General features: G+C 59.5%; 14 protein-coding genes and 1 pseudogene. 7 read left to right on the top strand and 8 right to left on the bottom strand.

Features of this window, described 5'->3' with window-relative positions; translation table 11 throughout:
• The first annotated feature begins 6 nt into the window (after positions 1-6).
• The 6 genes from guaD (at position 7) to JAB6_RS14870 (ending at position 11,263) form a co-directional block, all read left to right on the top strand.
• Positions 7-1,323 (top strand): guanine deaminase, encoded by a 1,317-nt coding sequence (gene guaD, locus JAB6_RS14895; RefSeq protein ID WP_070303434.1) that lies wholly within the window; start codon positions 7-9, stop codon positions 1,321-1,323.
• Between the two features lie 43 nt (positions 1,324-1,366).
• Complete coding sequence (locus JAB6_RS14890; RefSeq protein WP_070303433.1) at positions 1,367-2,854, top strand: adenosine deaminase; 1,488 nt, start codon at positions 1,367-1,369, stop codon at positions 2,852-2,854.
• Positions 2,855-3,646: 792 nt separating this feature from the next.
• A complete protein-coding gene (locus JAB6_RS14885) occupies positions 3,647-7,081 on the top strand; it encodes a TonB-dependent receptor (RefSeq protein WP_070303432.1) in 3,435 nt (1,144 codons plus the stop codon).
• 157 nt (positions 7,082-7,238) lie between these two features.
• Positions 7,239-8,936 carry a bifunctional UDP-sugar hydrolase/5'-nucleotidase gene (locus tag JAB6_RS14880; RefSeq protein ID WP_070303431.1) on the top strand — a complete coding sequence of 566 codons (1,698 nt, stop codon included), beginning with the start codon at positions 7,239-7,241 and terminating at the stop codon, positions 8,934-8,936.
• An 18-nt stretch (positions 8,937-8,954) separates the two neighbouring features.
• Complete coding sequence (locus tag JAB6_RS14875) at positions 8,955-10,184, top strand: phospholipase D-like domain-containing protein (protein WP_070303430.1); 1,230 nt, start codon at positions 8,955-8,957, stop codon at positions 10,182-10,184.
• Positions 10,185-10,192: 8 nt separating this feature from the next.
• Complete coding sequence (locus JAB6_RS14870) at positions 10,193-11,263, top strand: S1/P1 nuclease (RefSeq protein WP_034754692.1); 1,071 nt, start codon at positions 10,193-10,195, stop codon at positions 11,261-11,263.
• Positions 11,264-11,299: 36 nt separating this feature from the next.
• Here JAB6_RS14870 and JAB6_RS14865 read toward each other — a convergent pair whose 3' ends face one another.
• A complete protein-coding gene (locus tag JAB6_RS14865; RefSeq protein WP_034754511.1) occupies positions 11,300-12,064 on the bottom strand; it encodes a DeoR/GlpR family DNA-binding transcription regulator in 765 nt (254 codons plus the stop codon).
• 75 nt (positions 12,065-12,139) lie between these two features.
• Between JAB6_RS14865 and JAB6_RS29710 the strand changes: the two are divergent.
• Positions 12,140-12,724, top strand: a pseudogene (locus JAB6_RS29710) (NUDIX domain-containing protein); the annotation flags it as partial.
• 420 nt (positions 12,725-13,144) lie between these two features.
• On the opposite strand, the gene JAB6_RS14855 reads toward JAB6_RS29710, so the two are convergent.
• The 7 genes from JAB6_RS14855 to JAB6_RS14820 form a co-directional block, all read right to left on the bottom strand.
• Positions 13,145-14,116 carry an ABC transporter permease gene (locus tag JAB6_RS14855; protein WP_034754516.1) on the bottom strand — a complete coding sequence of 324 codons (972 nt, stop codon included), beginning with the start codon at positions 14,114-14,116 and terminating at the stop codon, positions 13,145-13,147.
• A 4-nt stretch (positions 14,117-14,120) separates the two neighbouring features.
• Positions 14,121-15,200, bottom strand: coding sequence for an ABC transporter permease (locus JAB6_RS14850; protein ID WP_070303428.1), 1,080 nt, complete (start codon positions 15,198-15,200; stop codon positions 14,121-14,123).
• The gene (locus tag JAB6_RS14845; protein ID WP_070303427.1) at positions 15,197-16,726 is read right to left on the bottom strand and encodes an ABC transporter ATP-binding protein; all 1,530 of its coding nucleotides are present in this window, start codon (positions 16,724-16,726) and stop codon (positions 15,197-15,199) included. Before JAB6_RS14845 ends, JAB6_RS14850 begins: the two co-directional genes overlap by 4 nt.
• An 81-nt stretch (positions 16,727-16,807) precedes the next feature.
• The gene (locus JAB6_RS14840) at positions 16,808-17,803 is read right to left on the bottom strand and encodes a BMP family protein (RefSeq protein WP_034754523.1); all 996 of its coding nucleotides are present in this window, start codon (positions 17,801-17,803) and stop codon (positions 16,808-16,810) included.
• Between the two features lie 503 nt (positions 17,804-18,306).
• The gene (locus JAB6_RS14830; RefSeq protein WP_034754538.1) at positions 18,307-19,209 is read right to left on the bottom strand and encodes a LysR family transcriptional regulator; all 903 of its coding nucleotides are present in this window, start codon (positions 19,207-19,209) and stop codon (positions 18,307-18,309) included.
• 85 nt (positions 19,210-19,294) lie between these two features.
• Positions 19,295-20,224 carry a pseudouridine-5'-phosphate glycosidase gene (locus JAB6_RS14825; RefSeq protein ID WP_070303425.1) on the bottom strand — a complete coding sequence of 310 codons (930 nt, stop codon included), beginning with the start codon at positions 20,222-20,224 and terminating at the stop codon, positions 19,295-19,297.
• Position 20,225: 1 nt separating this feature from the next.
• Positions 20,226-21,383 carry a carbohydrate kinase gene (locus tag JAB6_RS14820; RefSeq protein ID WP_070303424.1) on the bottom strand — a complete coding sequence of 386 codons (1,158 nt, stop codon included), beginning with the start codon at positions 21,381-21,383 and terminating at the stop codon, positions 20,226-20,228.
• Between the last annotated feature and the right edge of the window lie 293 nt (positions 21,384-21,676).

The following is a 21,676-nucleotide window of genomic DNA, read 5'->3' as shown; positions in this document are numbered from 1 at the left end:
GAAGTCATGCCGATTGTTCCTGCCACATTGCAAGCTTACCGAGCCAGCTTGCTGCACTTCCACGCCGATCCCGCCTTTAGCGAGGAGGCGCACGCCTGGCATGCGGACGGCTTGCTGATCGTGGCCGATGGCAAGGTCGTGGTAGCCGGCGATTATGCGCAGTTGCAAGCGACTTTGCCACCCGGCACGCAGATCGTCGATTACCGCGGCAAGCTGATCGTGCCCGGTTTCATCGACACCCACCTGCACTTCCCGCAGACGGAGATGATCGCCTCGCCCGCACCTGGTTTGCTGCCGTGGCTGGAAACGTACACCTTTCCGACCGAGCGCGCGTTTGAGAATCCCGAGCATGCGCGCAACGTGGCCGAGTTTTTCCTCGACGAACTGCTGCGCTGCGGCACCACGACGGCCATGGTGTATGGCAGCGTGCATCCGCAATCGGTCGATGCCTTCTTTGGCGCCAGTGAGGCGCGCGGCTTGCGCATGGTGGCAGGCAAGGTCATGATGGATCGCAATTGCCCCGAGTTCCTGCGCGACACGGCCGAGTCCGGCGCGCGCGAAAGCGAAGAGCTGATCCGGCGCTGGCACAAGCACGGCCGTTCGCTGTATGCGATCACGCCCCGTTTCGTGCCGACGTCGACGAATGAACAGATGCATCTGGCGGGCGAGCTGGCGCGCGCCTATCCGGATACGTATCTGCAAACCCACGTGTCGGAAAACGAAGATGAATGCCGCTGGGTGCGCGCACTGCATCCGCAGGCGCGCAGCTATCTCGATGTGTATGACCAGTACGGCATGCTGCGCCCGCGCGCCATGTTCGGCCATTGCATCTGGCTTGACGAGCGCGACCGCGCGCGCATGGCGGAAACATCGTCGGCGGCCGCCATTTGTCCTACGTCAAACCTGTTCCTCGGTAGCGGCCTGTTCGATTTCGAGCGAGCCGATGCGGCGAAAGTGCTGCTGTCGCTGGCCACCGATGTGGGCGGCGGCACCTCGTTCTCGATGTTGCAAACAATGAACGAAGCCTATAAAGTAGCACGCTTGAAAGGCAGCTATCTGCCCGCCTTGCGCATGTTTTACCTGGCGACCCTGGGCGCCGCGCGCGCCATGCAACTGGAAGGCACCCTGGGCAATTTCACGGCTGGCACGGAAGCGGACTTCATCGTGCTCGACAAGCAATCGACGCCGCTGCTCGAGCGCCGCACGGCCGGCTGTCAAAGCCTGGAGGAATTGCTGTTTGCCTTTGCGCTGCTGGGCGACGACCGCGCCGTGGCCGCCACCTATTCGGGCGGCCAATGCGTGCATGTGCGGGGGCAAGGCTGACCTACCCGTTGTTCAACACGAATTATCCTGAGCGAGAACGCGAATGCACAAGAAACTCACTGGCCTGGCGCTTGGCGCCGCGCTGGCATTGACCGGAACGGCGCAGGCCGCCCCGTCTTCCAACGAAGCGGCCACCGCGCGTCATTTTGCCGCCCTGGTCTCGGGCACCCAGCCGAAGACAGCCGAGCTGAGCCTGTTCTTTTCCATGATGCCCAAGGGCGGTGATCTGCATCATCATTACTCGGGTGCCATTTACGCCGAGCAATTCCTTGACTGGGTCGACAAGGAAAACTATTGCGTCAACAAGACGACTTACCGCATCGAAAGCAACAAGGACGTCGTGGCAGCCGAGCGCGCCAAGCCGGCCTTGCAGCGTGGCTGCCTGTCGTCCACGGAAGTGTTTGCCGATGCGGGCCTGTATGCGCAATTGCTGCAGCGCTGGTCGACCAAGGATTTCTATAACCACGGCGCCATCCAGACGCCGCCGGACCGCACTTTTTTTGACACCTTCGGCTACTTCGGCCCCGTCGCGTCGAGCAATACGGCCGATGGCCTGAAAACCCTGAAGCAGCGCGCCATCGCGGAAAACCTCAGCTACATCGAGACGATTTTCGAGCTGTCGCCATTCGTGCAAAACGCGCAGTTCGACCAGCAGGTGCTGGCGCCGGGCTTGCAGCCGGCAGCATTGCAAGCCGTGCTGGCCAACTGGACGCAGAACCTGGAGCAGGACGCCAGCTTCCAGAAAAGCATCACCGCATACAACGACAACGTCAACGCCAGCAGCACCGGCATCGACGATGCGAACTTCACCATGCGCTACCAGGCGTATGTGCTGCGTTTCCTGTCTCCATCGCAAGTGTTCTCGTCCATGGTGGCCGCGTTCAAGGCAGCGAGCTTGAATCCGCTGCTGGTGGGCGTGAATATCGTGGGCCAGGAAAGCGTGAACGTGTCCATGCGCGACTACAGCCTGCACATGGAAATGTTCAAGTTCCTCAAGGCAAAGTATCCGAACGTCAAAATCGCCCTGCACGCCGGCGAATTGGCGCTGGGCATGGTGCCGCCGGAAGGCATGGCCTTCCATATCGCCGAAGCCGTCGATGTGGCGGGCGCCGACCGTATCGGCCACGGCATGGATATCGCGTACGAAAACAATGCGCTGGCGACCATGCAAAAGATGCGCGAGCGGGGCATCCCCGTGGAAGTGAATCTGACCAGCAACGATTACATCCTCGGTATCAAGGGCCAGGCCCATCCGATTACCCTGTACCGCAAATATGGCGTTCCTTTTGTGATCTCCACCGATGACGCGGGTGTGTCGCGCAATACCTTGTCGAATGAATACGTGCTGTTTGCCAGCCAGTACAAGACCGATTATGCGGAAATCAAAAAGCTGTCGTACAACAGTCTGCGCTATTCCTTCCTGGCGGAAGCGGACAAGCAGCGTTTGCTGAAAGCGCTCAATGCCCGTTTCACCCGTTTTGAAGCGCAAATTGCCGCAGCCGACAAGGCAGGCAAGGGTGGAAAACCGTAAGTTGCGCGACGTTCATAACTGATACTCTTAAATGGCCGGATCTTCCGGCCATTTTTTATTCCTCATCTTAAATGTCGCGCTGTTATTTTGTTAATTTTGTGGCGGCCATGCGACACAATTAACAGTAGATACACGACTTTATCCGATTTCATGGATGAATCAATTTCAAGTACATATTGCTCATTTATAATCACGCGCCATAAGCCCGGACGCTGTCAGCACGATATCAATCCAGCTAGTTACCCCATGCTATTTATATTTTAAATATATAAATATATAAAAAAAATCGTATTTGTCATCCATTTTTTGATGATGCATAGTGAGATGAAGATGATATTAAAAAGTCACAATTCATCTGGGCGATATCGTATGAAGATGGGTATTTGCAGTAAATAAAGGTGAGATGCAGAGTGAAACAAATAGTCGCGCAGCTAAATGACGACATTCTTCTGTATTTTGCCGCCGTGTCACAGTCTTGAAATATTTAACAATTACACTCGCGGCTTGCCATGTTAGCCGGGTAAGCATGTGGGATGAATGACACAGGTGCTAGCGCCCTGGGTCGTACGGATCGGATGTGGTTTTTTCCGCCGTTATTGTCTGGATATGAATAGTTGTGATGTGTGGAGCGGCGTTTTGTGATGGTCTTGTCAGGACCGCAGCCAGTCCCGCCGGCGTAACAGTTGCAGCATCGTAAAGAGGAAATGTTGTGTTTGTGTTGCTGTGCGGCGCAGCCGGACGGTGGGGCAATCCAGGATTTTCAAAAAATAATAGTCTTTTCTGGGGTTAAAGATGATCAATCACAAGCGACTTCGGCTGACGCAAATCGCGTTAAGCCTGTCTATTGCACTGGCGGCGGCACCATCGTTCGCACAGAACACTACGTCTTCCATTGGCGGCCGTATCTCGGCCACTGACGGCAAGCCGGCAGCTGGTGCCACCGTTACCATTGTGCACACCGAGTCGGGTTCCGTCAGCAATGTAACGACCGATGCGGAAGGCCGTTACGTCGCGCGCGGCCTGCGTGCCGGCGGTCCATACACCATCACCATCACCAAGAATGGTGAAGTGGAAAAACGCGAAGGCGTGTACGTGCAATTGGCTGAAACGGCCAATGTGGACGCCACCCTGGGCGCACAGATGCAAACCGTGAACGTCACGGGCACGGGCGCACGCGCACAGATCTTTAACCGCAGCAATATGGGCGCCGGCACCAACATTGGTGCCAATGAGCTGGCCATGCAAGCGTCGATCCAGCGCAATCTGCAAGATTACGCCCGTTCCGATCCGCGTGTTTCGCAAACGGACAAAGAGCGCGGCGAATTGTCCGTTGCCGGTCAAAACTCGCGCTATAACTCGATGACCATCGATGGCGTGGCCGTGAACGATACCTTCGGCCTGGAATCGAACGGCAGCCCGACGGCCAAGCAGCCGATCTCGATCGATGCGATCCAGTCCGTGCAAGTGAACGTCGCCAACTACGACGTGACGCAAAAAGGCTACACGGGCGCCAACATCAACGCCGTGACCAAGTCCGGTACCAATGATGTCAAGGGCAGTGTCTATTACGTGTTCCGTAATGACAGTATGGCGGGTGACCGTTACGACAACGTCAAAGACAGCTATTACGCACCAGCGCCATTCCGCGAAACGACCAAGGGCATTTCCGTTGGCGGCCCGCTGATCCAAGACAAGCTGTTCTTCTTTGCAAACAAAGAAAAGCTGGAAAGTACCCGCACGGCACCAAACTTTGGTCCGCTGGGCAGCTCGATGACGAACGTCGGCGTTACCGAATCCGCTATTGCGGGTTTACAGACGATTGCCAAAGAAAAGTACAACTTGCCAGTCGGCACCACCACCGTGCCTGCCGGTACGAAGTTGACGGTTGATGATGTCTTGCTGAAACTGGACTGGAACATCAACGACAACCATCGCGCGATGGTTCGCTATTCCAAAACCGATCAGTCCGAGCCGATGTTTACCGGCGTAACGTCAAGCGGTATCGCCTTGAACTCGGCTTGGCGTTCGCAGGAAAAGTCGATCGAAACCATCGTCGGCCAGTGGTTTGCCGACTGGACGCCAAATTTCTCGACGGAATTCAAAGTATCGTCGCGCGACTATGAAAGTCTGCCGAAGAACAATTCCACCCTGCCAACCATGTCGCTCAAGTTTACGGGTGCCTTGCCGGCGGGATCGCCTGCAGGCGTGTCGACCAACGACCGTTTCCTGAACTTCGGTACCGATCAGTCGTATCAGTTTAACGTCTTGCGCACCAAGACCAAGGATGCCTACCTGGGCGCGAACTGGGCCCTGGGCGATCATGAAGTCAAGTTCGGCGGCGACTTCAGCAAGAACGATGTCTACAATGCGTTCCTGCAGAACATCAATGGCAACTACACCTTCGGCTGTATCAATAATGTCGGATATTCGTTTGTCAAACCAAACGCGGACGGCAGCACTACTTTCAATTGCAACAGTTCAGCCGCTCTTCAGGAACAAGCCGTACTGGAAAATTTCCGTACCGGACGCCCGAGCTCTTACCAGGTGCAAGTACCATTGGCAGGCGGTTCCCTGGAAAACGCCATTGCTGATTTCAGCCTGAAAAACTATGGCTTCTTCGCCCAAGACGTATGGACCGTCAACAAACAGTTGACCGTGCAGTATGGCGTGCGTGTCGACAAGGCCGCCATCAGCGACCGCCCGCTGTATAACGCTGCCGCGGCGGCACCTATGGTTGCTGGCAACCCGCAGACCGGCAAGGTACAAAGCGGTGGTTTTGGCCTGAACAATACGCAAACCATCGATGGACAGACACTGTGGCAGCCACGCGTGGGCTTCAACTACAAGTTCGACAGTGCCCGTCCAACCCAATTGCGCGGTGGTTTCGGCCTGTTCCAGGGCGCGGCGGCCACGGTATGGATGTCGAACCCGTTCGCTAATCCTGGCGTGGCAACCCGTATCGTTGGTTGCGGCACCAGTGGCTTCAAGGCTTGCCCATCGGTAGGTGGCTTGTTCAATCCTGATCCGAACGCTCAGCCGACGAACTTCGCTGATGCCGCACCTGCAGCCAACGTCGATTTCCTGTCGCCTAACCTGCGCCAGCCATCGATCTGGAAGGGCAACCTGGCGTTCGAACATGAGCTGCCATGGATGGGTCTGGTTTTCGGCGCGGAATATCTGCGTACGCAAAACAAGGATGCCATTTACTACGAGCATCTGAACCTGGGTGCAGCGACGCGTACCGGTACCGATGGCCGTGAGCTGTATTACTCGAATACTGCCTACAATACGAATTGCTGGACTTCGACCGGTGGCTTGTCGTCGACCAATGCGGGTTGCTCGGGTTCCTTCGCCAAGGCACTCAAGAACCCTGCGTTCAACAACGTCATGGTTGCGCAGAAAACGGACAAAGGCGCAGGCAATCTGGTGACCCTGTCGGTCAGCCAGCCGATGACCAAAGGCTTTGGCTGGTCGGTTGCCTACACCTATACAGATGCAACGGAAGTGTCGCCGCTGACCTCGTCGGTATCGACGTCGAACTTCAACGCCCGTTCGATTTTCAATCCGAATGAAAACGTCGCCGCCAATTCCGGCTACCTGGTGAAAGACCGCTTCAATGCTGTGTTGAACTTCCAGAAGCGCTTCTTCGATAACTACAAAACCAGCTTCGGCCTGTTCTATGAAGGTCGCAAGGGTAAGCCATACAGCTGGACCTACAGCAATGACTTGAACGGTGACGGTGTCAGCGGCAACGACTTGATGTACATCCCATCGAAACCAGGTTCGGGCGAAGTGGTATTCCGTGGCGATACGGCAACCAACCACGCTAACGAAGACCGTTTCTGGTCCTTGGTCAATGCCAATGGCGACCTGCGCAGTTCGAAAGGCGGCGTGGTGAAGCGTAACGACAGCTTCTCGCCTTGGACCAACAGCTTCGACATGCGTGTCAGCCAGGAAGTCCCAGGCTTCTTCAAAGGCAACAAAGGCGTGTTCACGATGGACTTCTTCAACGTGGGCAACATGATCAACCGCAAGTGGGGCCGTATCAATGAAATGGCTTTCCGCTCGGCTGGTGGTCAAACCCGCAGCTTTGTTGATTTTGCCGGCCTCGATGCTCAAGGCCGTTATATCTACCAAGTGCGTGACAAGGTAGAGGACTACACCGTGCGTCAACAAAAGGGTGAATCCCAATGGGCGATCCAAGCTACGGTCAAGTACGAGTTCTAATCTCGACGCTTAACTGAAGTTGCAAACGGCTGGTGGCGACACCGGCCGTTTTTTCGTTTTATGTTGTGCTTTCTTGTCATACTCTGATGGGCTTGCGGCGCACGGCGTCCCCCCGGATGAGATAGTCTTTTTGAATACTGATAACCATGTGGGGACCATGAAACATCATCTGACACCACTCGCCGCCGCAGCGGCCCTGACCTTGCTGCTGGCCGCCTGTGCCGCACCTACCGCGCCTTCCGCGACGTCCGTCGATATCCACCTGGTCGCCCTGAACGATTTTCACGGCAACCTCGACCGTAGCAAATTCACCTATACGAGTGCCGCCGATGCCGAGCGCAAGACGGTGCAGGCCGGCGGCATCGATACCTTGTCTGGTGCATTGACGGCGTGGCGACGCGAAGATGCGCAGCTGATTTTTGTCGGCAATGGCGACCTGGTCGGCGCCAGCCCCGCCATGTCGGCGCTGTGGGCGGACGAACCGAGCATCGTCGCCATGAACATGCTGGGCATGAAGGCCAGTTCCGTCGGCAATCATGAATTTGACCAGGGCAAGGCGGAATTGCTGCGCCAGCAGCGCGGCGGCTGCGAGTCGTCGCGCGCCGACAAGGCCTGCAAGTTCACGCCCGACTTCAAGGGCGCCAGTTATACCTATATGGCCGCCAATGTGATCGACACGCAAACGGGCAAGTCCCTGCTGCCCGCCTACCGGATCGAAGAGGCGCATGGCGTCAAGGTGGGCTTGATCGGCGCCGTGCTGAAAGATACGCCGTCCGTCGTGACGGCCGCCGGCATTGCCGGCCTGCAGTTCGGCGATGAGGCGGACGCCATCAACGCCACCTTGCCGCAATTGCGGGCGCAGGGCGTGGGCGTGTTCGTCGTGCTGCTGCACCAGGGCGGCGAGACGAGCGAAGCCGTCGACCAGCCCGATTGCAGCCACCTGAAGGGCGAAGTGGTCGACGTGGTGAAGCGCCTCGACCCCGCGATCCAGCTGGTCATCAGCGGTCATTCGCACCAGGGTTACCTGTGCCGTGTCGATGGCCGGCTGGTGACGCAGGCGCAGATGGGCGGGCATATGCTCACGCGCATCAAGCTCCAGGTCGATCCCGTCAAGAATGCGCTGATCGATGCCAGCGCACAAAACGTCGTCATGTTGCCAGGCATGTATGAGCCGGACCCGGCCGTGGCAGCCTATCTGGCATCGGTCAAGCAGCGCAGCGCGGCCGAGTTGTCGCGTCCCGTGGCCGCCATCGCCGTGCCCACCGTGGGCCGCAGCACCAAGGGCAGTGGCGCTTCCGCGCTGGGCGACCTGGTGGCCGACAGCACCCTGTTCGGCGCACGCGCTGCTGGGGCACAAATCGGCCTGATGAACAATGGCGGCATCCGCAAGGACCTGGAAGCGGGCGCCGACCTGATGACGAACGTGGGCCAGAATCAGGCTGTGGTCCCGTTCGGCAATACCTTGATCGTCGTCAGCCTGTCCGGCGCGCAAATCCGCACTTTGCTCGAGCAGCAATGGCCGGGTGCCGAGGCGGAAGAGGGCAACCTGCTGCAAGTGTCCGAAGGGTTTAGCTACCGTTGGGACAGCACGCAGCCGCAAGGCCAGCGCGTGCTGTCGGGCAGCATCATGCTGAATGGCCTTCCTCTTGAAGACAATCAACAATACCGTGTCGCCGCCAACAGTTTCCTGGCCGGCGGCGGCGACCGCTTTACCGTGCTGGCGGCCGGCACGCGCCGGCTCGACACGGGCGTGCGCGACATCGACGCCTTCAGCAATTACCTGACCGCCCGCGCGCGCGCCGGCAAGCCCGCTGGCAGTGCCACGGCGGCCGGCCGCATCGTGCGCGTCAAATAATCTTTACCAGGAAAAACCATGCGTCGTTTATTTGTTTCTGTCGTTATTTCCAGTCTGTTCGCGGGCACGGCCCACGCGGACTTCACCATTCCCGGCTTTGAGCTCGTGCACACGTCGCCCGTGGAAACGAGCTTGACGAATCCCGACCTGCGCGAGCCCGTCGCCGTGTGGACCGAATTGTTCGATTCGGCAAAAAAAGAGATCGTCATCGCCCAGTTCTACGCCGTCAGCAAACCGGGCACGGCCTTTGAAAAGGTACTGGCCAGCCTGACGGCTGCCGGCCAGCGCGGTATAAAAATCCGCTTCCTGCTGGACCAGAAGGGCGTGGGCTTGTCGGAAGCGGCCACCATCGCCCAGATCAGGGCGATCCCGAACCTGGACTTGCGCCTGATCGACTTCAATAAAATCACGGGCAATGGCATCGTGCATGCAAAATATCTGGCCGTCGATGGCCAGGTGGCGTACATCGGCAGCCAGAATTTCGACTGGCGTTCGTTCGAGCATATCCATGAAACGGGTTTGAGAATCACGGAGCCCGCCATGGTGAGCCAGGTGCAAGCCATCTTCGAACAGGATTGGCAAGCCCAGGCATTGACGTCGCAAGGCAGCCGCGCCACGGTGCTCAACAGCAAGGTGGTGCCCGCCAACTACGCGCAAAACGCTTTCCTGCTGGCCAGCCCGAACGCCTACAACCCGGCTGGCGTGGGCGACTCGGAAACTGGCTTGCCCGCCTTGCTGGCGCAAGCGCAAAGCGAAGTGCGCATCCAGCTGCTCGATTACGCACCGCTGTCCTACGGCCCGAACCGCACGCGGCCGTACTACGCCGTGATCGACAACGCCGTGCGCGCGGCCGCGCAGCGCGGCGTGAAAATCAAGCTGATGGTATCAAGCTGGAACACGGAAGCACCGGCCATCGCCTACCTGAAAAGCCTGGCCCTGGTGCCGAACGTGGACATCCGCATCGTGACGATTCCCACGGCCTCGACCGGTTTCATTCCATTCGCACGCGTGATCCACAGCAAGACCATGACCATCGACGGCAAGCTGGCCTGGGTCGGCACGAGCAACTGGGCGGGCGGCTATTTCGACTTGTCGCGCAACCTGGAAGTGGTGTTGCGCAACGACGCCATGGCGCAACGCATCGCCGCGCTGCATGAGCAGACGTGGAGTTCGGCGTATGCGCAGCCGATCGACATCAACAAGCAGTATCCGAAGCCGGCCAAGGCCACGCCGCAAGGCAAGGAGTAATGGTGAACATGCAAAAACTGCTGAGTGTGCTGGCGCTAGGCGCCGCTTTTGCTTCCGGTAATGTGCTGGCGTGGGGCAACGACGGCCACCGCGCCGTGGGCGCCATCGCCGATCAATTGCTCAAGGATAGCGCTGCCCAGGCGCAAGTGGCCAAGTTGCTGTTGCCTGGCGAAAGCCTGGAAAAGATCGCCAACTGGCCCGATTGCGTGAAAGGCACGTATTGCGGTCCGCAATCGCCGGAAATGCTGACCTATGTAGCGGCCAACCCCAAGCATGGCGAATACCACTACACGAACGTGCCGTTCCAGAACGCGCACTATCACGACCATGGCGTGGGCACGGCCGACGACGATATCGTGCAGACGCTCAAGCAGGCGATCCTGGTGTTGCAAGGCAAGGCTGATGCGGCCAGCAATCCGCACGGCTTCAGCCAGCGCGAAGCATTGATCCTGATCACGCACCTGGTGGGCGATATCCACCAGCCTTTGCATGTGGGTAATGCTTTTGTTGGCAAAGATGGCGAGTTTTTCGCGCCCGCCACGCAGGCGCAGATCGATGACGTCACCGTTTTCAATGCGCGTGGGGGCAACGACTTGCTGCTCGACGATGCGAAGATGACGGCGCTGTCGGACGCCGTGATTCCCGCGCCGTTGCCGGTCGACGATGGCGCGGCCAAGCCGGCAAGCAGCTATCCGAAGTCGCCCACCAAGCCCCTGCATTCGTATTGGGACACGACCGTGGTCGATTACGCCATGCGCCGTCTGAGCACGCGCACGCCGCAGCAGTTCGCGCGCACCGTGATTGCCAGCGCGCCACAAGTGAGCAGCAACACCGGCGATCCCGCCACCTGGCCGTATCAATGGGCCGATGCCTCGCTGGCGGCGTCAAAGGTTGCTTTCACGGATGTGGTGGCCGGTACGGCCACGCAGCAGACGAGCCGCAAGGGCGAGGTCTACAACGTCTGGAGCTTGACGGTGCCGGACAATTATCCCGTGCCCAGCTCGGCACTGGCCAAGCAGCAGCTGATCGAGAGCGGCTATCACCTGGCGGCCGTGCTGCAGGCGATCTGGCCGCGGTAAAGACGTCATTCGAAAGCGGCCTGCTGGCCGCTTTTTTTACGCCAGGATTACGTTGATGTCCATCTCGCGGTAGGGCGCGACCAGGGCGTCGTCCACGTCGCGGTGCACGATGATGTCGTTGACCTGGCTCAAGGGCGCGATTTGGAACGGCGAAGCCGTATTGAATTTTTCCGGCGAGGCCAGCACGACGGTGCGGGCAGACGCGTCGCTCAGGGCACGCTTCACACAAGCTTCTTCATAATCCCCGGTGGTGATGCCCGCTTGCGGATGCAGGCTGGACACGCCCATGAAATACAGGTCGGCACGGATGCGGCCGATGGCTTCCACTGTGGCGGCACCGATACCGACGATCGAGTGCTTGTACAGGCGCCCGCCCAGCATCAGCACCTCGATCGATGGATGATTCACCAGTTCGACGGCAATCGACGGACTGTGCGTGACGATGGTGGTGCGCAAGTCGCGCGGCAGCTGGCGCGCCAGTTGCACGGCGGTCGTGCCGCCGTCGAGAAACACCACTTGTCCCGTTTGTATCATGGCGCCCGCCGCGCGGCCAATGGCGGGCTTGGCTTCCGGTGAAATCTGTTCGCGGGCCGCAAACGGCGCCAGCGCGGGCGAACTTGGCAGCAAGGGCAGGGCGCCGCCGTGCACGCGCTCCAATAACCCTTCTTTCGCCAGTTCGCGCAGGTCGCGCCGTATCGTGTCTTCCGACAAGCCCAGGCTATCGCTGACGGCCTTGGCGACGATCTGGCCTTCGCGCTGGAGCAAGTCCAGCAGATATTGTTTGCGTTGATGTGTGAGCATGGTTTTTCTTGTATTTTCTTGATATTGCACGAGTTTGCATGATAAAGTCGATCCGTGCAAGCACAAGGAGACACTATGCGCGAAGAAAACAGCAAGCAGCAACGGGTCCGCATCCAAGGCGTGCAAACCCTGTCGCACGACTGGTATCTGCTGAAAAAGACCACGTTCGACTATCTGCGCCACGATGGCCAGTGGCAGACGCAGACGCGGGAAACCTATGACCGCGGCGATGGCGCCACCATCCTGCTTTACAACAAGATCAAGCGCACGGTGATCCTGATCCGCCAGTTCCGCTTTCCCACCTACCGCGAAGGCCACGATGGTTTCCTGATCGAATCAGCGGCCGGCTTGCTGGAGGAGGCCAGCGCGGAACAGCGCATCCGCGCAGAGGTGGAAGAGGAAACCGGTTACCGGGTGGGGCAGGTGCACAAGATATTCCAGGCCTTCATGAGTCCCGGCTCCGTGACGGAGCGTTTGCATTTCTTTGTCGCCGAATACGATCCCGCCAGCCGCATCGGCGACGGTGGCGGCCTGGCGCACGAAGGCGAAGATATTGAAGTTCTGGAACTGCCCTTGGCGCAAGCGATGCGGATGGTGGCAGACGGCCGCATTTGCGACGGCAAGACCATCATGCTGCTGCAGCATGCGCAGCTACAACTGATGCCGGTCAAAAAAGGCATGCAGATCCTCGTTGCAGGCCCGTATCGCTCCGGCACGGGCGACGATCCCGCCCTGATGGCGGCGAATGTGGCGGCCATGGAAGCCGTCTGCCTGCCCCTGTATGCCAAGGGCCACATGCCCGTGCTCGGTGAATGGCTGGCCTTGCCCATGCTGGCGCTGGCCGGCTCAAGCCGGGTGGGTGACGCCGTGTATGAGCAGCTGTTCCACGCGCATGCGACGCGCTTATTGAGCCATTGCGATGCCGTGCTGCGTCTCGGCGGCGCGTCCCAGGGCGCCGACCAGATGGTGGCGGTGGCGCGCAGCCTGGGCCTGGCTGTGTTTTTCTCGCTGGACGAGATTGCACAGGCATAAAAAAAGCGAAGCCCGCAGGCTTCGCTTTTAGTTGGCGCAGGCTGAAACTTAGCGCGATTTGACAAATGGGATACCGATCGCCTTTGGCGCGATGGATTTCGCCATCAAGCCCGCCAGCACGATCACCGTGACGACGTACGGCACCATCTGGATCAAGGAGCCCGGGATGCGGCCCACTACCGGCAAGTCCACGCCTTCGATCTGGATCTGGATGGCGGCGAAGAAGCCGAACATCAGACAGCCGAGGAAGGTGTAGACGGGACGCCAGTTGCCGAAGACCATGGCCGTCAGGGCCAGGTAGCCGGCGCCGGCCGACATGTCGCGCAGGAAGAAGCCGCTTTGCACGATGGCCAGGTAGGCGCCAGAGAACGAGCACAGGATGCCGGCCACCAGCATGGCCAGGTAGCGCGTCGCTTCCACGCTCACGCCGGCCGAGTCGGCCGCATGCGGGTTTTCGCCGCAGGCGCGCAGGCGCAGGCCGAAGCGCGTGTGGTACAGCAGCCAGTGCACGAGCGGGATCAGCAGGAACGCCACGTAGACGAGGATGGAATGGCCGCCGATCAGGTGGGCGTAGACCCAGCCGATGAACGGGATGTGCTCCACGTACTGCGTGCCCGGCAAGACGACGTCGAACAGGCGCGCCGAACCGAGGTCGGGCGTGCGGCCGCCTTGCTGGAAGAAGAACTGCGCCAGCACAAACGTCAGTCCGCTCATGGCGATATTGATCGCCATACCGGCCACCAGCTGGTTGCCCTTTTGCGTGATGCTGACGTAGGCCTGCAGCAGGGCCAGGGCGACGCAGACGAGCATGCCGGCAGCCATGCCGTAATACGGGTTTTGCGTCGTGTAGGCCACGGCGGCGGAAGCGAAGGCGCTGGCCAGTATCTTGCCTTCCAGGCCGATGTCGATCATGCCGCTGCGTTCGGCAAACAGGCCGGCCATGGCGGCAAAGATCAGGACGGGCGCATTGCGCACGGTCGAAACCAGGATGCTGGCGAATTGAAAGTCGTCGAGTGTCATGGTGTTAGCCTTTGGTGCGCTTGAGCAGGGCGGAAATGGCCGGTGCGTAGAAGTTTTCCATGGCGCCGCAGAACAGGATGATCAAGCCCTGGATGAAAATGAAGGTTTCGGTCGGGATATTCGGTTTTTCCAGCGACAAGTCGAAGCCACCCTGGATCAGCGCGCCGAACAGCACGGCCGACAGGAAGATGCCGACCGGATGCTGGCGGCCCATCAGAGCGATGGCGATGCCGATGAAGCCGGCGCCGCCAACGAAGTTCAGCGACAGATAATGCGTCGAACCCATGATGGAATTGACGGAACCGAGGCCCGCCAGCGCGCCCGAGATCAGCATGACGATGATGATCATCTTGCTGATCGACACGCCCGCATAGTGGGCCGCGTGCTTGTTCAAGCCCGTGGCGCGCAGCTTGAAGCCCCACGACGAGCGCCACACCATCACGCCGTAAATCACCAGCGCGGCAATCGCCAAAAGAAAACTGATGTTCAGCGGCGTGTCGCCCAGCGACGGGAACCAGGTACTTAAGCGCGGCATTTCGCCGCTTTCCGCAAACACGCGGCTGGCCGTGTTCTGCTCGCCCGGCGGAATCAGATACTTCACGATAATGAAGTTCATCAGGCTGGCGGCGATGAAGTTGAACATGATGGTGGTCACGACGATGTGGCTGCCGCGCTTGGCTTGCAGGTAGCCGGGCAGGAAACCCCACAGCGCGCCGAACAGGGCCGCACCGATCATGGCGGCCGGTATCAAGAGCAAGGCGGGCAGGGTCTGGTCGAAGGCCAGCATGGCCACCGTCAAGCCCAGGCCGCCGATATACATCTGGCCTTCGGAACCGATATTGAACAGCCCGGCCTGCATCGCCACGGACACGGACAGGCCCGTGAAAATGAAGGTGCTGGCGTAGAACAGGGTGTAGCTCAAGCCTTCCGGATTGAGGATGGCGCTGTGGACGAGGATGGACAGCGATTCGGCCGGATCCTCGCCCAGCATATAGATCACCAGGGCTGCGACCAGCAAGGCCGACAGCAGGTTTAACATGGGCATGACAAAGGCTGTCGCCCAGCGTGGCAAGTCGTTATTCATGATTTATGCATTCCCCCCATCAACAGGCCGATGCGGGTGGTATCGAATTCTTCAATTTTCAGTTCGCCGGTGATGCGTCCGCCGCACATGACGAGGATACGGTCGGCCAGCGCCCGCACTTCTTCCAGTTCGACGGACACCAGCAGGATCGCCACGCCTGCGTCGCGCAGGGCCAGCAATTGCGTATGGATGCTTTCGATGGTGCCGATGTCGACGCCGCGCGTGGGCTGGCCCACCAGCATCAGTTTCGGCTTGGCCAGCACTTCGCGCGCGATCACCACCTTTTGCTGGTTACCGCCCGACAGCAAGCCGATGCGCAGGTCCGGATTGGCCGGACGTACATCGAAAGTTTTCAGCAGTTCCGCGCAGCGGGCGCCGATGGCCTTGAAGTTGAACAGGCCCCAGCGGTTTTTCAGGTGGTCCTGGTAACCGAGGATGGTGTTTTGCATGACGGAGAAATTCTTTACCACGCCGTCGCGCAAGCGGTCTTCCGGAATGTGGGCGATGCCCAGGTCGCGGAAGGCCAGCGGCAAGCCGTCGGCATCGTGGCGCTTGGCAAACGGCAAGTCCTTGTCGAGAAAACGCAGCTTGCCCGAGGTCGGCAAACGCATGCCGGACAGAATTTCCAGCAACTCGCTCTGGCCATTGCCAGAGACCCCCGCGATGGCGACGATTTCGCCGGCGCGCAAGTTGAAACCTATGTCGGCCAGCAATTTGACTTGCTGCTCGTCGGCCAGTTGCAAGCCGTCCACTTCCAGCACCGTGGCGCCCGGATTGTACGGTGCCCGTGGCAAGTGGCTCTGGATGGGGCGGCCGACCATCATGTTGGCCAGTTCCTCTTTCGAGGTGCCGGCGGTCGCCACGGCGCCCACCACCGTGCCGCCGCGCATGACGGTGACGTTGTCGGTGATTTCCAGGATCTCTTGCAGCTTGTGCGTGATCAGGATGATGGTCTTGCCCTGCTCCTTGAACAGGCGCAGGATTTCAAACAGCGAGGCCGTTTCCTGGGCCGTCAGCACGGCCGTCGGCTCATCGAGAATCAGGATATTGGCGCTGCGGTAAATCTGCTTGAGGATTTCCACGCGCTGCTGCGCGCCGACGGACAAGTCCTCGATCTTCGCCAGCGGGTCGACGTCGAGGCGGTAGCGCGCGCAAATCTCGCGCAATTTCGCTTCCGCTTCCGTGCGGTGGCTGGCCAGGCGAAAACCGCCTTCCGTGCCCAGCATGATATTGTCGAGGACGGTGAAGTTCTCGACCAGCATGAAGTGCTGGTGCACCATGCCGATGCCGAGGTTGATTGCTTCCTGGCTGTTGCGGATAGGCTGTACTTTCCCGTCTAGCAGGATTTCCCCGCCGTCGGCACGGTAATACCCGTACAGGATGCTCATCAAGGTCGATTTGCCGGCGCCATTTTCCCCCACCAGGCCATGGATACTGCCCTTGGCGATGGAGAAGCTGACGTCGGCGTTCGCCTTCACATGTCCAAAATGCTTGGAAATGCTGCGAAATTCTACTGCTGGCTGCATAGGTTCATAACTGGATAGTTTCATGGAAACGCGCCGCGCGGAGACTGGCCCCGGCGGCGCGCTAAAAGATACGGAGAAAAATTAAACCGGGCAGCTGCTGCCGACGCGGTAATCGATCACTTTGATCTTGCCATCGATAATGTCCTTACGCGCACCCAACACGCGCTTTTCGATTTCCGGCGTAATCAGCTTGCGGTTGTTTGCGTCGAGCGCCCAATCCACGCCGCCTTCTTTCAAGCCTTTATAGCTGACGCCGCCCTTCCAGGTGCCGTTCTTGACTTGCATGAAGCTGTCGTAGACCGTGTTGTCGACGCGCTTGACCATCGAGGTCAGGATACTGCCTGGATACAGATGATTCTGGTTCGAATCAACGCCGATGGCCAGCTTGCCTTTTTCCTTGGCCATTTGCAGGGTACCCATGCCGCTGCCGCCAGCGACGGCGAAGACGACATCGACGCCGCGCTCGAATTGCGAGCGGGCCAGTTCGCCACCCTTGGCCGGGTCATTCCAGGCGCCGGACGTGGTGCCGACCATGTTTTGCGTGATTTCCATCTTCGGATTGACGGCCTTCGCGCCTTGCGCGTAGCCGCAGGCGAAGTTGCGGATCAATGGAATATCGATGCCGCCGATGAAGCCGACTTTCTTGCTCTTGCTGGCCATGGCTGCCGCCACACCCACCAGGTAGGAGCCTTCTTCTTCCTTGAAGACGACGGAATTGACGTTGCTGCCGGCGGCCTGGCCGTCGATCAGCACGAATTTCACGTTCGGGAATTCCTTGGCGACCTTTTGCACGGCTTGCGTTTGCGCAAAGCCGATGGCGGCGATCATGTCGAGTTTCTTGCGGGCCAGGCCGCGCATGACTTGCTCGGCTTGCGTATCGCTCGATGCCTGTACTTCGATGAAGGAAATGCCCGTGTCTTTTTTGAAGCGCGATGCGCCTTCGAAAGCGGATTGGTTGAACGACTTGTCGAACTTGCCGCCCGCGTCATACACGACACCCAGTTTTGGGGTAGCCGCGGACGCTTGAGCAGTCAGAAATACGGCTGCGATCGTCAAACTAAATTGTGTAAGTTTCATGAATTGGCTCCTGGAAGATCGATATTGTATATTTTTTATAGGTGAAACATATAATTTGGGGCCGATTTAGCCTGTTTTTGATGCATGAGGTGATAATTCCTTATCAACATTGCACTGTATTGCACAAGATCATTGCTGACCTCGTCTGCTTTCATGTCGTCAGTGTGATGCTCATGCAACAGTCGCGCCCCGTCTCTTTTATAGGTACAACATCGAATGGGGCTGCCGGAGCGGGCTGGGATGCGCCGTCAGATGACGGGCAGGGCAAGCACGAGACCGGCGCCGCGATGGGCGTCCGAATCACTATGCATCATGCCAGATATGTATGACAAATACGTTTTTGTTTATGTATTTATATGCAGGGCATATAAATAGGTTTTAAGAACGCATAACAAAACCGTAGCGAGCGGCAGTGAGTTGTGGTCGAGAAGCGGAGCTGTGCGAATGCACAGTGAGCATCGGAGGCCGCAAATCGCGACGTGCAGTAGGTTTTGTTCGCGTTCTCAGGCAGCCGGGGGATTGAGGATATTCAGGAAGGCCCGCACGACGGGAGCGTCGTCGAGTGTCGTGTAGCTGATGTACAGATTCGCCGACGGGGGATTCGTCTTGATCGGCAGAAACACGACGCCGGGCCAGCCGATGCGGCTCGTCGTTTCCGGCACCAGGGTCACGCCCAGGCCCGCGCCCACCATGGCCAGCAGGGTTTGCGGTTCGCTCGCTTCCTGGAAAATCACGGGTTCGAAACCGGCGTTGATGCAGCATTGCACCAGGTAGCGGGGAAACGCGGATTTGTCGAGGTTCAGGGTCAGCATCGGCTCTTCGGCGATGTCGATCAGTTCGATGGACGTGTTTTTCGCCAGCGGATGGTGTTCATTGACGGCCACGCAGACGTTTTCGCGGAAGCACAGTTCCTGGCGCAGATTATCGTGACGCAAGTCGTCGTCGTTGAGCTTGGGTTCGCGCCAGAAGCCCACGTCGATCTGCTTGGCGCGCAAGGCTTCGTATTGCACCGTGGGACCGAATTCATGGATGGTCCAGGTGACGCGGGGAAATTTGGTCTGGAATTCTTCCAGCAAGCTGGGGATAGGGCCCCACATGGCCGAGCCGACGATACCCACGCGCAAGCGGCCCACTTCGCCGCGGTCGATCTGGCGGATCGTGTCGATGGTCATGCGCATCTTGGCCAGCAGGTCGGCCGCTTCGTTCATCAGCGCCTTGCCCGCCACGGTCAGCTCGAAGGTGCGCGTGGTGCGCGCAAAAAGGCGTACGCCCAGTTCGCTTTCCAGTTTCATGATCTGCTGGCTCAGGGGCGGCTGCGAGATATGCAGGCGCTCGGCGGCGCGGCTGAAGCTTTTCTCCTCGGCAACGGCAAGAAAATACTTTAACTGTTTCAGATCGATGGACATGCTTTCCTTGGCGTTGCGTGTTGCTAGGCGATGGAACGGCGCGCAGACCCGTGAAGGTGCGCGCGCTTTCTTTACAGCAGTCCTATTATCGTGCCACGACCGCCTGCATGGCAATGGCCAGTGCCGTGCCGACTTGCGCATTGTGCTTGACCAGCGCGATATTCGTCGCCAGGCTGCGGCCATCCGTCAGCTGCTTGATGCGCGAGAGCAGGAATGGCGTGACTTGCTTGCCTTTCACACCGCCCGCGTCAGCTTCCTGCAGCGCTTGCGCGGTGATGGCATCGATCTCTTCCTTGGGCATCGCTTGCGCGGCCGGCACGGGGTTGCTGACGACCACGCCGCCTGTCAAGCCCAGCTGCCACTTGGTGCCGATGAACGCGGCTTGTTCGGCGGCCGTATCGAGGCGGAAATCGGCTTTGAAGCCGCTTTCGCGCGTGAAGAAGGCAGGAAAACCTTCCTGGCCCACGCTGATGACGGGCACGCCGTGCGTTTCCAGGTATTCCAGGGTCAGGCCGATGTCGAGGATGGATTTGACGCCCGCGCAGACGACGGCCACCGACGTTTGTGCCAGTTCCTGCAAGTCGGCGGAAATATCGAAGCTCGTTTCCGCGCCGCGGTGCACGCCGCCGATGCCGCCAGTGACGAACACGGAAATTCCTGCCAGTTCCGCGCAGATCATGGTGGCTGCCACGGTGGTGGCGCCCAGCTTGCCTTGCGACAGGACGAACGGCAGGTCGCGGCGGCTGACCTTCATGGCGTCGGGCGAGGTGCCCAGCAGTTCCAGCTGTTCGGGCGACAGGCCCACGCAGATTTTTCCATCGATGATGGCGATGGTGGCCGGTACGGCGCCGCCGTCACGGATGATCTGTTCCACTTCGCGCGCCATTTCCACGTTTTGCGGATACGGCATGCCGTGCGAAATGATGGTCGATTCCAGCGCCACGATGGCCTTGCCGGCGGCGCGCGCGTCGAGCACTTCTTGCGAGAACAAGAGGAAATTCTGTAATTGGGTCATGTCAGTCCTGTTGAAAGAGGGTAGGTGGGGGCGGCGCCAGGTCGGCGTCGTCAATGTTGTCGAGTGCGCCAGCGGAAATCTGGGGCGAGACGGTGGCGGCCGATTCCAGGGTCATGGCGGCCAGCTTCAGGCCGCGCCGGCAGGCCAGTTTCAAATCGCTGCTGTCGTGGTACAGCGACCAGCAGACGGCGGCGGAAAACGCGTCGCCGGCGCCCGTCACGTCGACGGCGTCCACTTCGCGCGCGGCCAGGTGGACGATAGGCGCGTCCAGGCTGTCGCCATCCGTGAAATACACGCCTTCGCTGCCGCAGGTGACGATCATCTGGCGCGCGCCCTGGCGCTGCACTTCGCGGCAGGCGGCGCGCAGATCGGTTGCCGTGGGCAAGGCCCGCGCCACGCGCGTTTCCAGTTCGCCACGGTTGAGTATCAGCAAGTGCAAGCCCGACAGGTCTTGCGGCAAGTGCGCCATCTTCGGCTGCGAGACGGCGACGATGACGAGCGGCGTCGCATGGGCCGCGTCCTGGCGGGCATCGGCCAGCAGTGCCTGCACGCTGTCGTGGCCCAGGTTCAGGTCGCAGACGGTGAGGGCTGCGGCGGCGCGCTGCGGCTGGCGGCTATGCAAAAAGGCGGGGGTCAGCTGTTCGTACAGTTGCATGTTGGCCATCGCCAGCAGCATTTCGCCATGTTCGTCGAGCACGGCCGTGTAGGTGCCGCTGCTGGTATTGCTCAGATGCAAGCTGCCGCGCATGTCGATGCCCGCGTCTTCCGCGTGCGTCTGCAGGGCGTGGCCGGCCGCATCGTCGCCCAGCGCCGTCAGCAGGGCCACGGGGATCGACAAGCGGGCCAGGTTTTCCGCGATGTTGCGGCCCACGCCGCCAAACACTTCTTCCGAGCGCACGGGATTCGAGGTGCCCATCTGCAGGGTCGCCAGGGTGCGCATCTTGCGGTCGAGGTTGGCTGCGCCTATGCACAGCACGGGACGGCTGTCGGGCAGTACATAGGCGCGTCCCAGCAGGCGGCGCTCGCGGATCAATCCGGCGATGTGGCCGGCGACGGCCGAGCGCGACAAGCCCAGCTCGCTCGCCAGGTCTTGCTGCGAGATGAAGGGGTTGTTACGGATCAGCGTGTACAGCTGGTCTTTTTTATTGGTATCGGTCACAGGGTTTTCGCTGGGGTTTAAACATTTGTCTGAAACTGTAAACATTTGTCCGACCAGTGTCAAGCTCGTGTCAAGTGTGCATGGAAAACCTTCGTATGGAGCTTGTATGCATGCATTTTCCGGGGATGGCGGGCTGGGGCTAGCCTCGACTATAATGTCGGCCATTTATATTTGAATTGTATAAATGGGCAAGAAAAATGGTATTTGCCATACATATTCCGTTTGATGCATAGTGGCGGCAAATAGTGGCAATACGCATCTGGATAGTCCAGTAACACCCATACATACCCGAT

The sequence above is a fragment of the Janthinobacterium sp. HH104 genome (genome assembly GCF_001758715.1).
In the GTDB taxonomy this organism is placed as follows: domain Bacteria; phylum Pseudomonadota; class Gammaproteobacteria; order Burkholderiales; family Burkholderiaceae_D; genus Janthinobacterium; species Janthinobacterium aestuarii.
The sequence above is the reverse complement of the archived record's forward strand: the minus strand, read 5'-3'. Positions and strand labels throughout refer to the sequence as shown.